The organism is Rhodococcus sp. PSi06 (genome assembly GCF_054960675.1).
This window is the reverse complement of record NZ_JBHNYO010000008.1, coordinates 45,347-59,686: the sequence shown is the minus strand read 5'-3', so window position 1 is coordinate 59,686 and position 14,340 is coordinate 45,347. Positions and strand designations below refer to the sequence as shown.

12 protein-coding genes, 2 tRNA genes and 1 pseudogene are annotated in these 14,340 nt (G+C 63.8%); 8 read left to right on the top strand and 7 right to left on the bottom strand.

Translation table 11 applies throughout. The annotated features are described in order from the left end of the window. Positions 1-23: 23 nt before the first annotated feature. The gene (locus tag ACFI9K_RS12080) at positions 24-1,250 is read left to right on the top strand and encodes a M20 metallopeptidase family protein (protein ID WP_462663716.1); all 1,227 of its coding nucleotides are present in this window, start codon (positions 24-26) and stop codon (positions 1,248-1,250) included. Next, positions 1,247-2,590: an MFS transporter gene (locus ACFI9K_RS12075; RefSeq protein WP_462663715.1), complete on the top strand. Its 1,344-nt coding sequence runs from the start codon at positions 1,247-1,249 to the stop codon at positions 2,588-2,590. The genes ACFI9K_RS12080 and ACFI9K_RS12075 overlap by 4 nt, the downstream gene beginning before the upstream one ends. Here ACFI9K_RS12075 and ACFI9K_RS12070 read toward each other — a convergent pair. Then, the gene (locus ACFI9K_RS12070) at positions 2,569-3,945 is read right to left on the bottom strand and encodes a cytochrome P450 (protein WP_462663714.1); all 1,377 of its coding nucleotides are present in this window, start codon (positions 3,943-3,945) and stop codon (positions 2,569-2,571) included. The genes ACFI9K_RS12075 and ACFI9K_RS12070 overlap by 22 nt on opposite strands. 180 nt (positions 3,946-4,125) lie before the next feature. Here ACFI9K_RS12070 and ACFI9K_RS12065 point away from each other — a divergent pair, with 180 nt between their 5' ends. Then, positions 4,126-4,401, top strand: a complete 276-nt coding sequence (locus ACFI9K_RS12065; RefSeq protein WP_462663713.1) for a hypothetical protein — start codon at positions 4,126-4,128, stop codon at positions 4,399-4,401. A gap of 44 nt (positions 4,402-4,445) precedes the next feature. On the opposite strand, the gene ACFI9K_RS12060 is transcribed toward ACFI9K_RS12065, so the two are convergent. Beyond that, positions 4,446-5,771, bottom strand: a complete 1,326-nt coding sequence (locus ACFI9K_RS12060) for a class I adenylate-forming enzyme family protein (RefSeq protein WP_462663712.1) — start codon at positions 5,769-5,771, stop codon at positions 4,446-4,448. A 3-nt stretch (positions 5,772-5,774) separates the two neighbouring features. Here ACFI9K_RS12060 and ACFI9K_RS12055 point away from each other — a divergent pair. The 3 genes and pseudogenes from ACFI9K_RS12055 to ACFI9K_RS12045 all read left to right on the top strand — a co-directional run. Beyond that, positions 5,775-6,548, top strand: a pseudogene (locus tag ACFI9K_RS12055) (aldehyde dehydrogenase family protein); the annotation flags it as partial. 537 nt (positions 6,549-7,085) lie between these two features. Continuing rightward, entirely contained in the window at positions 7,086-9,434 is a 2,349-nt protein-coding gene (locus ACFI9K_RS12050; protein WP_462663711.1) for an FdhF/YdeP family oxidoreductase, read from the top strand. A gap of 36 nt (positions 9,435-9,470) precedes the next feature. Further along, the gene (locus ACFI9K_RS12045; protein WP_462663710.1) at positions 9,471-9,911 is read left to right on the top strand and encodes a lipocalin-like domain-containing protein; all 441 of its coding nucleotides are present in this window, start codon (positions 9,471-9,473) and stop codon (positions 9,909-9,911) included. A gap of 121 nt (positions 9,912-10,032) precedes the next feature. Here the strand turns inward: ACFI9K_RS12045 and ACFI9K_RS12040 are convergent. The 3 genes from ACFI9K_RS12040 to ACFI9K_RS12030 all read right to left on the bottom strand — a co-directional run bounded on the left by ACFI9K_RS12040 (position 10,033) and on the right by ACFI9K_RS12030 (position 11,133). Further along, positions 10,033-10,105 (bottom strand) — tRNA-Arg (locus ACFI9K_RS12040). A 50-nt stretch (positions 10,106-10,155) separates the two neighbouring features. Further along, positions 10,156-10,245 (bottom strand) — tRNA-Ser (locus ACFI9K_RS12035). Positions 10,246-10,368: 123 nt separating this feature from the next. Continuing rightward, a complete protein-coding gene (locus ACFI9K_RS12030; RefSeq protein WP_462663708.1) occupies positions 10,369-11,133 on the bottom strand; it encodes a dienelactone hydrolase family protein in 765 nt (254 codons plus the stop codon). 84 nt (positions 11,134-11,217) lie between these two features. On the opposite strand from ACFI9K_RS12030, the gene hisC reads away from it, so the two are divergent. Beyond that, positions 11,218-12,282 (top strand): histidinol-phosphate transaminase, encoded by a 1,065-nt coding sequence (hisC, locus tag ACFI9K_RS12025; RefSeq protein WP_462663707.1) that lies wholly within the window; start codon positions 11,218-11,220, stop codon positions 12,280-12,282. Here the strand turns inward: hisC and ACFI9K_RS12020 are convergent. Both ACFI9K_RS12020 and ACFI9K_RS12015 read right to left on the bottom strand, forming a co-directional pair. Next, the gene (locus ACFI9K_RS12020) at positions 12,271-13,317 is read right to left on the bottom strand and encodes an alpha/beta hydrolase (protein WP_462663876.1); all 1,047 of its coding nucleotides are present in this window, start codon (positions 13,315-13,317) and stop codon (positions 12,271-12,273) included. The two genes, hisC and ACFI9K_RS12020, sit on opposite strands and share 12 nt — an antisense overlap. A gap of 291 nt (positions 13,318-13,608) precedes the next feature. Beyond that, complete coding sequence (locus tag ACFI9K_RS12015; RefSeq protein ID WP_032381115.1) at positions 13,609-13,812, bottom strand: DUF3072 domain-containing protein; 204 nt, start codon at positions 13,810-13,812, stop codon at positions 13,609-13,611. Between the two features lie 160 nt (positions 13,813-13,972). Between ACFI9K_RS12015 and ACFI9K_RS12010 the strand changes: the two genes are divergently transcribed. Further along, entirely contained in the window at positions 13,973-14,329 is a 357-nt protein-coding gene (locus ACFI9K_RS12010) for an excalibur calcium-binding domain-containing protein (RefSeq protein WP_462663706.1), read from the top strand. Positions 14,330-14,340 lie beyond the last annotated feature (11 nt).

Sequence of the window (14,340 nt, the reverse complement as noted above, 5' to 3'; positions counted from 1 at the left end):
TCGCCGACACGCAAAGGTGCGCAATGAACCTTCTCGACGACGCCAACGCCATGGCAGGCGATCTGGTGCAGCTCAGACGCTCACTTCACCGCATACCCGAGGTCGGCCTGGACCTGCCCCGCACGCAGAACATGGTGCTCGACGCCCTGGCCGGGCTTCCACTCGAGATTCACGCCGGCACCGCCACCACCTCCGTGACCGCAGTCCTGCGCGGCACCGCCATCACCGGAACTGCCGCGCCCACCGTGCTCCTTCGCGCGGACATGGATGCATTGCCGGTCGTCGAGCAGACCGGACTCGACTTCGCCGCGCAGAACGGCGCTATGCACGGATGCGGTCACGACCTGCACACCGCCGCACTGGTCGGCGCGGCGCAGTTGCTGTCGCGGCATCGCGACCACCTCGCAGGCGACGTCGTGTTGATGTTCCAACCCGGAGAGGAAGGTTGGGACGGTGCCGCCACGATGATCGACGAGGGCGTGCTCGACGCATCGGGCCGGCGGGCCGACGCCGCCTACGGATTGCACGTCTTCTCCTCGCAGCAACGCAACGGCGCATTCTTCTCTCGACCCGGCACACTGCTCGCCGCGTCGTACAAGCTCTCTGTCACCGTCCGCGGCGCAGGCGGCCACGGGTCCTCGCCCTCCACCGCCCGAGACCCGGTCACCGCGATGGCCGAGATGATCACCTCGATGCAAACGATGGTCACCCGAACGTTCGATGTCTTCGACCCCGTGGTCGTCACGGTCGCACATGTACGAGCCGGAATGCGGCACAACATCATTCCCGACGATGCAACCTTCGAAGCCACGGTGCGCTGCTACTCGCCGCGCACGTACGACGCAGTGCCGACCGCGCTGCGGCGCGTTCTGGAGGGTGTCGCAGCCGCTCATCGCGTCGACGTCGACGTCGATGTGTCCGCTGAATTTCCGATGACCGTCAACGATATCGACGAGACGAGTTTCGGAGCGTCGACCATCGCGGAGTTACTCGGCGAGGAGCGCTACGAGACTGCGGCACATCCCCTGTCGGGCTCGGAGGACTTCTCTTACGTATTGCAGGAAGTGCCCGGGGCCTTCATCGGGCTCGGCGCGTGTATGCCCGACAACGATCCTGCAGCCGCACCCATGAACCATTCGCCACGAGCCGAGTTCGACGACTCCGTGCTCGCCGACGCCGCGACCGTCTATGCCGGCCTGGCCCTCGCTCGACTCGATCACACCCCTTCACCCGAAAGCGACGCCCGATGACCGACAGTGCAACCACCTCGTTCACGTCCGATCCAACCCGACGACGCGAACGTCGGGAGAAGTTGAAAGCCATTGTGGGAGTGGGTGCAGGCAACGGCATCGAGTACTTCGACTGGACCGTCTACGCGATCTTTGCAGCCTTCTTCGCGCCGCAGTTCTTTCACACCGGCTCCGCGGTGTCGGATCTTCTGGCCTCGTTCGGCGTCTTCGCCGTCGGCTTCGTCGCGAGGCCGTTCGGCGGGCTGCTGTTCGGCTGGTTGTCCGATCGACGCGGCCGCAAACTGTCCATGACGCTGGCGGTGGCGTTGGCGTCGGTGGGTAGCCTCGTCATCGGTCTCACTCCGACGCATCAGACGATCGGCGCGGCCGCTGCCGTCGTTCTGGTGGTGGCCAGGCTGGCGCAGGGAGTGGCGCACGGTGGCGAATTGCCGTCGGCGCAGACGTACATCATCGAGTACGCTCCCCCGTCCAGGCGAGGTCTGTGGTCGAGTGTCATCTACGTGTCCAACACGTCCGGGGTCGTGGCGGGAACGCTGATGGGTGCTCTGTTGACGACCACTTTGAGCAGCGCGCAGATGACGGACTGGGGCTGGCGACTGCCGTTCCTGCTGGGCGGAATACTCGGCTTGTTCGTCCTGTGGATGCGCTCCCGGATGGCCGAAACCGAGGTATTCGAGAAGTCCGGTGATCCGCACGCCGAAGTTTCGATGCGTCAGCAGTTCTCGACCCATCGCCGACAGATTCTGCAGGTGCTGTTCTTCAGCGTCGGCGGCACTGTCTTCTATTACGTCTGGGCCGTATCGGCACCGGCCTACGCGATTGCGGTCCGCGGAATCGATCCGTCGGGCGCTCTGTGGGCGGGCGTCGGTGCCAACATAGTGTTGGTCGCCTCTCTACCGATGTGGGGTGCGCTTTCGGATCGGATCGGCCGAAAGCCGGTGCTGTACATAGGAACCATCGGTATCGCAGCGTTGCTGTTCCCGTTGGAAGCACTCGTCGGCTCGAGCGCTCTGTCGTTGTTCCTCGCTATGTCGGTCGCCCTGTGCGCCATCGGTGCGATCCTCGCCGTGATGCCCGCGATGATGGCCGAGCTGTTTCCCACGGGTATGCGAGCAGCCGGCGTGGGCGTGCCGTACTCGATCGCCGTCGCAGCCTTCGGTGGGACCGCCGCGTACGTGCAGACTTTCTTCGCCGATCGCGGATCACCGGAGCTGTTCCAGTGGTACACACTCGCACTGCTGGCCGTGTCCATCACTGCCCTGATCACCATCCCCGAAACAGGAAAGCGAGACCTCACGGCGACCGAACCGGTGACCGGTCAGCTGCGAAGTGAGACGTAGAGGCCGTGTTCGGAGGACGTATGGATCGGGTAGCGGTTGTCGTACTGCGTCGGGTCGAGGAGCGCGTTCGGGTACGCACGCAGAAATGCGGTGACGAAGACGGCGATCATCGACAACGCGAACGACTTACCAGGGCATGACCTCGGCCCCTTGCCGAACGGGATTGCCTTCCCCGAATCGACCACGGTCCCATGCGCGTTCAGTAGTCGTGCAGGATCGAACGTCGGCCCGCTCGACGCATGAACGGCATGAATGTTCGGCATTATCAGCGTGTTTCGATGCAGACGCAGCGTACGTCCGCCGAGCTCGAGATCGAAGTCCTCGGTGACCCGGCTGTTGAACACAGATCCCGGCGTGTCGACCCGCAGAGCCTCCATCACACACGCCAGCACCACAGCGGATGCGGTCGCCGATTCCGGAGCAACCGCGCTGGTGTGCGCTTTCCAAGTCGAGTTCGCCGGAGCCAAGAGGTGTTTCAACGTCGCCAGCACCGCAGTGCGGGTGGTGTCCACGGCCGCCACGAACGACGTCGCGGTGTCGTCGCGGATGACGCCGGTGGAGAACCCCGAGCCACTGTGCAGCCGCGCGAGGTGACCCGCGATGGTGGAGTTCGATCGGTCGGCCGACATCTGCAGCATGTGTTGCTGCAGAGCGCGAGTGTTCGCGCGCATCAGGCGTTGCTCCCGCGTCAACGGCAGGTGCTGCAGCCTGGGCTCGACCCTCATCGCGTAGGTGTTCGCGAACTTCCGCAACCGCAGAAAGTTCTCGTACAGCGCCTCTGCGAACGGAAGACTGCACTCGCGTCCCTGCCGGTCGACGTACCGGACCGGCGCGAACACTGCCTCACCCCACACAGCCTCGGCCACTGCCTCCCGAACACAGAGTGTGACGACCGGACGCAGATCGAGACCGATATCTCCGACGTCGACCGGCAGATGACGATCCAACGCACGCACGGTGACGTCCAGTGCATTGCTCGAACCGGTGGCCACGACAAGATTTCTCTTGCGTTCCTTGAAGTCGGCGCGCGTCGACGACGCGAACGTGATGGCCTCCGGACTCAACCGACCGAAGGAATGGCGTGCGGCGGTATCTCGATCGATGTGGACGCCCGCGACCTTGGGATTGACAATCGCGTCGATTGCACGACGGGACAGCGCATACAACTGGACACGGCTGCCCCTCCACGTGCCGACGAAATCCGAGGTGCCGTCGCCGATGAAAAGGTGATCACGGGTCAACTGGTGTTCGATGGCCCCCGACACTCCGAACTCGGCCGACAGCGGCAGCAACCCGCCTTCGAACCGAATTCCCTGCCGGATATAACTGGAGCGCTGCGCGAACACCGAGCTCACGTCATCACGACTCCTCGAGACCACTCCGGCCGCCCCGCGGCTGCCCTATCCAGCGTAATCCCGGATGGAACCGCTGCGCAGGGCTTTGACTCCCTACTATGGAGGCGTCGTTACCGGGTACCGATGGAAACCGGTCCGGACAGTTCTGCGTAGCGACGCCCTCGAGAAGGAGACTCGGTGATGCGAAAGTCCCCTTCCCAGTCGATGTTCCGCGACGGTGCCGGCAACCTGGCGTTGATTGCGGGCATCGTCGCCGTCGTCTGTGCGTTCGTGCCGTTCATCGGAGACTTCGTGACCATCCCGACCGGAGTCGTCGCGGTGGTCAGCGGCTGGATCGGTCTCGGTCGCTCCGTCGAGGGCGACGCATCCAACGGTCGCGACGCTGTGATCGGTGCGGCGCTCGGGGCCGTCGGTTTGTTCGTCGTGTTCCTGACCTTCGCGGCATCGTCCATGTGATCCCCGGGCTGCCCGGAGCCCTGGCGACGGACCCGACCCATCGACTAGGAGCGAAGCTGCTGCTTCACGATTTTTCCGACGGAGTTCTTCGGCAGGCCGTCGTGGACGACTGTCCGCGTCGGTCGCTTGAACCTGGCCAAGCTATGCGCGCAGTGTGCATCGAGCTCGTCGACCGAGATGGTGCGACCGGCTCGCGCAACGACGTGTGCGACCGGCACCTCCCCGTAGACCGGATGCGCTTCGCCGATCACGGCCACTTCCAGCACGTCGGGATGTGATTGCAGGACGTGTTCGATTTCGCTCGGTGCGATGTTCTCGCCGCCGCGAATGATCATGTCCTTGAGTCGATCCACCAGTACGAGATATCCGTCCTCGTCGAGTACTCCGATATCGCCGGTGTGCAACAACCCCTCACGAATGGTCTGGGCGGTGACGTCCGGCAAACCCAGGTATCCCTGCATGACCGTCTCCCCGCGCACCAACACTTCGCCGGTGCGGCCGGGCAGGGCGCTGGGACCGTCTGGTGTGTCGATCGCGATCTCGACGCCGGGGAGCGCGACTCCGACCGTGCCCGGCTTCCGAATCCCGTTCGGTGGGTCGATCGTTGCTGCCACAATGCATTCGGACAGGCCGTACCCCTCGACGACGGGCACGCGGAAGATCGATTCGAACGATGCGATCAGGCCGGCAGGCATGGGCGCTGCTCCGCAGATGACGAATCGGAGGGACGAGAGATCGCGTTCGGTCGTTCCGCGATCGGCGAGCAGTGAGTACATCGTGGGCACAGCGGAGAAGTAAGTGGGTCGAACGCTCTCCACGTTGTCCCAGAACGTGTCCGGTGAGAAGCGCGGCGCGATGTGAACTCGTCCGCCTGCTCGTAGAGGAGCAACCGTGCCGACCACGAGGCCGTTGCAATGGAAGAGCGGGAGCACCAGCAGGCTCGTATCGACATCGGTCAGTTCGCACGCCGTCACGATCGCAGCACTCATCCGGTCGACGTTGCGATGGGTCAGCACACAGCCTTTCGGGCGACCCGTCGTGCCCGAGGTGTAGACGATCAACGCAGGTGCCGAACTGTCGACAGGCCCCGGTCCACGGTTCGTCACCTCCGTCCGCGGGGTCCGGTCGCGGCGGTCGCGAGCATCCACGTCGACGAACGAAACACCCTGTGGGCGAGCAACAGAGCGCGCCCGTTCGCCACCGACGAGCGCCCGGGCAGTCGAATCTTCGAGTTGATAGCGCACCTCGTCGTCGGTGAGCGCGGGATTGACGGGAGTCAACGTTGCTCCCAGCACCCACGTCGCGAACATGGTGGTGATGATGTCGATCCGATTCGGGAGCAGCACCGCGACCACATCGCCCGCGCTCACCCCCGCGTCGGCGAGCTCGGCGGCGGTCGCCGCGACTTCGATCTCGACCTCGCTGCCGACGCCATGGTCAACGCCGGCTTCGGCTCTGCCGGTGAGCGATGCATGGCCATCTCCGCACTGGTTGCCGTCGGCAACATCGCCGATGACCTCGTCGCGAAGATCGTCGAACGCACCACCCCGTTGGTCACCGGCGACGGAACCCGCGGCGCCGACATGGGACCGTTGGTGACCAAGGCGCACCGCGACAAGGTCGCCTCGTACGTCGACGCCGGAGAAGCCGCCGGTGCGACCATCGTCGTCGACGGCCGCACGGTGCAGGCCGATGGCGGGGCGAACGAAGCGACGGGATTGCGACCGGCTGACGGGTTCTGGTTGGGTCCGACGCTGATCGACAACGTCACCACCGACATGTCCATCTACACCGACGAAATCTTCGGACCGGTCCTCTCGGTGGTGCGTGTCGACACCTACGACGAGGCACTCGAACTAATCAACGCGAACCCCTACGGCAACGGCACCGCCATCTTCACCAACGACGGCGGAGCAGCACGACGCTTCCAGAACGAAGTCGAGGTCGGCATGATCGGCATCAACGTGCCGATCCCGGTTCCCATGGCGTACTACAGCTTCGGTGGCTGGAAGAACAGCCTCTTCGGCGACACCCACGCCCACGGCATGGAAGGCGTGCACTTCTTCACCCGTGGGAAAGCCGTCACCAGCCGGTGGCTCGACCCCAGCCACGGCGGCATCAACCTCGGCTTCCCTGAAAACGACTGAGCCCCGAGAACGACTGAGCCCTGAAAACGACAGAGCCCCGAGAACGACCGATTCGTGAAAACAATTGCGCGCGAGAGCTATTTCGCTGCAGATGGGAAGTTGCCCGGTGTACAGCGCGCGCAGAAACGATGTTCGTCCGACGCGTCGATGCGTCGACATCGCCGGCGATGTCGAACTTTCGTCGTCTGACACAACGGCCATGCACCGGCATCTCTGCGATCGGTTGGGCAGTAGGCGATCCGTCGGATTCGAGCATGCAAACAGGTCGATAGGAGACTTTCGACCTGCACACATGTAAAACGTGGGTAACGTAATTTCTCTGTCCTGCATTGTGATCGGCCTCCTGGAAACTTCTGGGCTCCGGTCGAGCCCTCGCCACAGGCCCGAAGCCATGAATGCAGCCCGCAGACGGGTGCGTCATGGACGAAGCCGATTTCCTCGGTCAGTCATTCGACTGTTGACCTCGACGAGTTCGGCTGCAGATACTGAGCAGGCACGCACGAGCCGATACGGACCGTGCCAACTGGCAGGAGCGCCATGGACACCCCGAACCCCGCTATACCGGTTGCCGCAATTCGCAGTCAAGGCGCTCCGGGGGTGCCGGCGCTCAGTTGCGGACCCGGATCGGACAAGAAGCCGAAGCAGAAAGACGATCACCACCCTTCCGCCGGCTGGGGAGCCGCACGCAGCGTCGGGAAGGTGCTGTTCTCGAGCAAAGAAGTCGTCGCCGGCACCCGGGCGATGCTCACGATGAACCATGAGCAAGGTGGCTTCGACTGCCCGGGATGCGCCTGGCCGGACGATAGAAACGGGCTGCATCTGGACCTGTGCGAAAACGGCATCAAGCACGTCACCTGGGAGATGACGAACAAGCGCGTCGACCGCCACTTCTTTGCCCAGCACACCGTCACCGAGCTCGCCGGATGGAGCGACTTCGCGCTCGAAGACCAGGGGCGGTTGACCGAGCCGATGGTCTACGACCCCGCAATCGACAAATACGTCCCCATCGACTGGCACGACGCGTTCGAGATGGTCGGGACAGCCATGCGGAAGCTACCCGACCCCAACGGGGCTGCCTTCTACACGTCCGGCCGACTCAGCAACGAAGCGACCTTTCTCTATCAACTCTGGGCGCGCGAGTTCGGAACCAACAACCTGCCCGACTGCTCGAACATGTGCCACGAGGCCAGCGGCCGCGCGCTTCAAGCAGCTCTGGGAACAGGCAAGGGCACCGCCGACATCGACGACTGGAACGAGGCGGACGCCCTGTTCGTCATGGGCGTCAATGCAGCATCGAACGCTCCGCGCATGCTGACTGCTCTCGCCGAGGCGCATCGACGCGGCGCACAGATCGTCCACGTGAACCCGCTCGTGGAAGCAGCGTCACGGCGCACCATCGTGCCGCACGAGTTCGCCGCGATGGCGACATTCCACGCCACCAAGACGGGCACGTTCGACGTGCAACCCCGCATCGGCGGCGATCTCGCGCTGCTACGCGGAATTGCCAAGGTGCTGTTCGAGATTCACTCCACCGATCCCAGTGTCATCGACATGGACTTCGTCGAGAACAACACCGACGGATTCGAGGCCTACCGCGACTGCTGCAGCCGTGAGACATGGGCCGACATCGTCCATCAGTCCGGTGTCGACGAGGCGACGATCCGAAAAGTCGCCGACATCTACCGCCGGTCGAGCAAAACCATCATCAGCTGGTGTCTCGGACTCACCCAGCAAGAGCATGCCGTCGACACCGTCCGTGAGATCGTCAACCTCCTACTGCTCAAAGGCAATATCGGCCGCCCAGGGACAGGTGCGTCTCCGGTACGAGGGCACAGCAACGTCCAGGGAAATCGCACGTGCGGCATCGACCATCGACCGACGCCGCAGTTTCTCGACGCCCTCGCCGAGGCATGCGACATCGATCCACCACGGGCACACGGGCTCGACACCGTCGGCACCATCGAGGGCATGCACAAGGAGGCGGTGTCGGTCTTCGTCGGCATGGGAGGAAATTTCGCGCTCGCGACACCGGACCCGGCCTACACCTTCGAGGCACTGCAGAAGTGCGCACTGACCGTGCAAGTCAGTACCAAGCTCAACCGCAGTCATCTGGTGCACGGGCGAGCCGCGTTGATCCTGCCCTGCATCGGACGCACCGAACGCGACGAACAACGCAGCGGCCTACAGAGCGTGAGCGTCGAGGACGCCATGAGCCGCGTGCACCTGTCGAAGGGATCGAAACGGCCACCGTCTCCTCACCTGAAATCCGAACCGGCGATCATCGCCGGGCTCGCCCGCGCAACACTGCCGAGCAGCAACACGGCGTGGGAAGACTACGTCGACGACTACGACCGGATACGCGACGTCATGGCACGGGTCATCTCGGGATTCGAAGACTTCAACTCCAGAGTGCGCGAAAAGAACGGGTTTCGGATTGCTCAGCCCGCCCGGGAGCTACGCTTCCTCACCCCGTCCGAGCGCGCCGAATTCTCCACTGCCGCACTGGGTGATGTGCTTCCGCCCGCCGGCTACATGATGTTGGGCACCATGCGTTCCCACGACCAGTGGAACACGACTGTGTACTCGGACAACGACCGCTATCGCGGCGTGAAGAATCTCAGAACTCTGGTGTTCATGAACCGACGGGACATGAAACGGATGGGCATCGCCGAATTCGGTGCCGTCGACGTCACCAGCTTCGCCAAGGACGGCACGACCCGACAGGTTTACGGCTACAGCGCAATCGCGTACGACATCCCCGAAGGCAACGCCGCCGGATATATGCCCGAGCTCAACGTACTGTGCCCGATCGGCGACTTCAGCGAACAGAGCAATCAACCGCTCATGAAACATCTCACGGTCAAAATCGTTGCAGCGCATAGATGAAGCACGCTTGCCCGTAATCCGCATCGAAAGGACGTCATGACGATCGACAGAACCAGGTTGATCGGTGCTTGGACACTGGTCAGTGCCATCGAGGTGTATGCCGATGGGGAACGCCGGCCCGAATTCGGACCGGACGCCGCAGGCTTCCTGTCGTACAGCCCCAACGGAATCGTCACCGCCGTCCTGGGCAGCACGACGCGGCCGGGCAACGACGCGACCGAACCTCAAAGCGCGACAGACACAGAGTTGGCCGGGATGGCACGGCAATTCATCGCCTACGCAGGACCGTTCACGATCGTCGACAACACCGACACAGTCATCCACCACCTCGAGGTCTCCTTGTTCACGGGATGGCAAGGTGAAGAACAACCGCGAACCGTACACATAAACGGGGACACCCTGCGCATCGTCGCCTCACCACGAACCGCACCGGACGGGCGACGCTTCCACAGCGAACTGACCTGGACACGAGCGTAGATTCCCGGGAAACCCGGGACCGGAGCACATGCCCACAGGCCTTCGCCTGACTACCCACCCAACTTCGAGGACACGAAAAAGCCCCGAACCGCATCGCTGCAGCTCGGGGCTTTCTCTTCTGTGCGCCCGAAGGGATTCGAACCCCTAACCTCTTGATCCGTAGTCAAGTGCTCTATCCGTTGAGCTACGGGCGCATGTTCAGTTATCCAACTGGTCTAGCTGAACGGTAAAAATCTACCGTTCGTGGCGGAGGCGAGAGGATTTGAACCTCCGGTCCCGGTGAAAGGACAAGTCATTAGCAGTGACTCCCATTCGGCCGCTCTGGCACGCCTCCTAGGCTGCCGGCCCTCTCGGACCGCCGAGGAAAGAGATTACACACGGCAAAGGCCAGAAGGCAAAACGGCTGGTCGACGCCTCAGGTTCGCACGGCGTTCGCGTAAAAGATGCTTGTTGCTCGTCAACGCAGGAAGCTGTCGAACCAATCGAAAATTCGCGTCTGCGCGTCGACCAGAGCGGCCTCGGCCGGATCGGTGTGGTCGCTGCTGCCCGGCTGTTCCCTGGGATGGTCGGCCCGATGCTTCGTGCCCGAGTAGCTGACGATGTTCGTGGCCACTGAGGCACGCGTGGCCGCGTCGCGAAGGGCTTCGATGTGATCGGGTGGGGTGTGCGGGTCGTCCTCGCCGTAGAGACCGAGCCAGGGCGCTTGCAGCTTGGGCACGGCCTCGACCAACGCGACCGCATCGGGATTGAGCGGTTCGACGATGCCCGCTGCGGCGACACTCACGGCCGCTCCGACGGGACGGCTGGTCGCCACGATCAGGGCTGCGGTACCCGCGTCGTCGAATCCGATGACTCCGACGCAATCGGGGTAGACGCCGCGCTGAACCAGCCAGTCGGAGGTGGCGTCGAAGTCTGCGAAGAGGTCGTCGCCGAAGACCTCCCTGTCGTCGCCGTGACCCCGGTGAAAGAGGTTCGGGGCGACGGCCAGCCAGCCTTCCATCGCCAGCGCGCGCAAGAGGTCGAGCAGGGATTGGGGAACTTCACGCGCCTCGTGAAGCACGACGATTCCGCCGCGCGGCGTGCCATCGGGTTCCACAGCCGTCAGAGGCACTTTCTCTCGAGGAGGGGATTCGTGCGCGGAGGTATCCACCTCGTCGTCCGCGCCGACTGTGGGCGCGGTGGCGGACCGAAGGACTGCGGTGTCGCTGAAGATTCCCGACATACTTATCGAAGATAGGACGAACGGTCCGGTCGTGCACAGCAATAACACGGACACGTAGAAGTCAACCCCGAACCTGGGCGCATAATGGCAGCCGTGACCGCGCACATCCGCCCCGACCTCGACGCCATCCCCGCTTACATTCCCGGCCGTAGCTTTCCGGGGGCCATAAAGCTGGCAAGCAACGAGACGACACAGGGCCCGCTGCCCAGCGTGCATGCCGCCATCGCCGAAGCCGTGAGCGGCGTCAACCGCTACCCGGACATTCGGGCGACGGCTCTCGTCGAATCGTTGGCGAAGAAGCTCGGTGTTGCGACCGAGAACGTCGCCGCGGGTAACGGTTCGGTTGCACTGTGCCAAGAGGTCGTTCAGATCACGTGTGGCCCCGGGGACGAGGTGCTGTTCGCATGGCGCTCATTCGAGGCCTACCCGATCATCACGCGCGTTGCCGGTGCGACGCCGGTCCAGGTTCCACTGACCGCGGACCACGTGCACGACCTCGACGCGATGCTCGCGGCCATCACCGAGCGCACTCGTCTGATCTTCGTGTGCAACCCCAACAACCCGACCGGAACGGTCGTCCAGCGTGCCGCGCTCGAGGCGTTCCTCGACGCGGTGCCGTCGAACATTCTCGTCGTGCTGGACGAGGCCTACTTCGAGTACACCCGTCCCGCCGCCGACGGCGACCACGTCGACGGTGTGGAACTCGCGCGTGGACGACGCAACGTGATCGTGCTGCGCACCTTCTCCAAGGCGTACGGTCTCGCCGGCTTGCGGGTGGGCTATGCGGTAGCTGATCCGGAGGTGATCACGGCGCTGTCCAAGGTGCGCATCGCCTTCGCCGTCAGCACCATCGCGCAGCAGGCCGCGCTGGCGTCGCTGGAGGCGTCGGCGGAGCTGTTGGCGCGCACCGATGCCCTCATCGTCGAGCGTGACCGAGTGCGCGACGCGCTGGTCGCAGGCGGCTTCGACGTCAACGCTTCACAGTCGAATTTCGTGTGGCTACCGTTGGCCGAGCGATCCGGCGCATTCGCCGCTGCTGCCGCCGAGCAGGGCGTGCTGTTGCGCGCCTACGGAAACGACGGAGTGCGGGTCACCATCGGCGACCCGCACGAGAACGACGCGTTCTTGAAGTTCGCCCTACAGGCCTAGCGCGCGTTCGAGCGTCGGCCAGGATTCACGCAGGTCGTCCTGCCAGTACGGCCATCCGTGAATTCCGTAGGGGCGGTAGACGGTGGTCGCCGGGATGTCGAGTGAGCGCAGTCGCGTATCGAACACCGTCATGCAGTACAGCGCCGCGGCCTCGAGCGGACCACCCATCAGGGCGCTCTCGACTCCGCTGCCGCCGGGGCCCAGTTCGTACGGGCCGGGCAACCCGGTGCCGACGGAGATGTAGACATCCTTGCCGCGGAGTGCCTCGGCGTTGGCGGAGGGATCGTGCTGCATCCACAGCGGGTTGGAGTTCTCGCCCCACATGTTGGACGCGTTTCCGCCGTTGGTCGCCACGGTGGCGCGCACCGCGTCCTTGAAATTGGTCTGCGAATTGTCGTAGCAACCGCTCAGGCCGGCGACGCCGGTGTAGAGCTTGGGGTGACGCGTGATCAGATCCATCGCCGCCTGCGCGCCCATCGAGACACCCGCGATTGCGTTTGTGCCGTTACCGGAAAAACGCGCATCGATCAGCGGCGGCAGTTCCGACGTCAGGAACGTCTCCCACTTGTTCACGCCGAGCACCGGATCCGGCACATTCCAGTCCGTGTAGTAGCTGCTCGACCCGCCGACGGGAAGTACGACGTTGACCTGCTTGTCCGCGAAGAAATTGACGATGTCCGTCTTCTGCGTCCAGGTGCTTTCCTTGTAATCGGATTCCTTGCCCGCACTCACACCGTCGAGCATGTACAGCGTCGGACGGGAGACGGCCTGCGCAGCAGGAAGGAGGACCTGAACCTGAATCGCGCGGCCCATGGCAGGCGAGTCGACCCACACCGCGGCGCGGCGGTCGGTCAACATGTCGACACGATCGATACGCGCCGACGCGAGCGGAAGAGTTTGGGCTTCGAGACCAGGAATTGCGCCGCCACCATCGGAACTGCCGGTACCGGGCAGCGGCTGCGCCCCGGCGAGACCCGACCCCAGCAGGGAAACTGCCAGAGCAGTTCCCGCTACTGCCAACACACGACGGTGCATCTGATTGCCCATCCTCCCCCTGCGCACCTCATCGGGCGCAACACAAACAACATCCGTTACACAACGTACCCACCGAAACGCGTGCACGCCGAAGCTGTGGGTCCGCTCACAATAGCCGCGGGAGAGCGGGTACAAAAGTCTGCGTAATCCTTTGTTACATCTACCGAAAAAATAACGGTCTACCTGGTCCGATGCACTCGGTGGCACCGGGACCGGAAAGGCACTCGATGTGACATTCGGTGGCCTTTTCGGGGGTCGATGTCACATCGAGTGGACTTCCTCGAGCTCGGTTCAGCCGCGGCCGGTCTCGCCCTGCAACTTGTCGATCATTTCCGACGCCTGAGCCTTGTTCAGATCGTCGGGAACTTCCTGACCGGCTTCCTGCGCGAGGGTGCTCAGGTAGCTCTTCTGCGGCCCGGTCATCGGCTCGTCGCCGGTGACCCAATCGTCGGGATCCTTCTCGGGGTTCTGGTTGACCTGCTCGTTTTCGCTCATACGTTCGTAAGTACGCACTTCTACCGAATCCCAAACGCATCGGCACTGCACATCCGCTCGACGGCCTGCTCGAGAGGCAGTCGGTCGAGCGAATGAATTTGATTGACAGTTCAAGGATTTGCCAAGGAAGCTCCAACTCACCCCCTCGAATTGGAGTCACATGAAGACGAAGAACCTACTGGCCAGAATCGCCATCGGCAGCTCGATCGCAGCAGCGGCCATGGTCACCGCTCCGGCCCTCGCCGCTGCCGACCCGATCACCGACTTCCTGTGCGGTGCGGGCTCGGCTCAGTTCTGCATCCTGCCGCCACCGCCGGCCTTTGCGCCCCCGCCCGCTCCGCAGGCCGCACCCGCGCCGCAGCCACAGGGTGCGCCCGCCCCCGCACCTCGGCCCAGCGGATTCCAGTACAAGAACTGTGACGCTGCACGCGACGCCGGTGCCGCTCCCGTCTACCGCGACGAGTACGGCTACGGCCCCCACCTCGACCGCGACAACGACGGCATCGGCTGCGAGTAGCGAATTCGCAC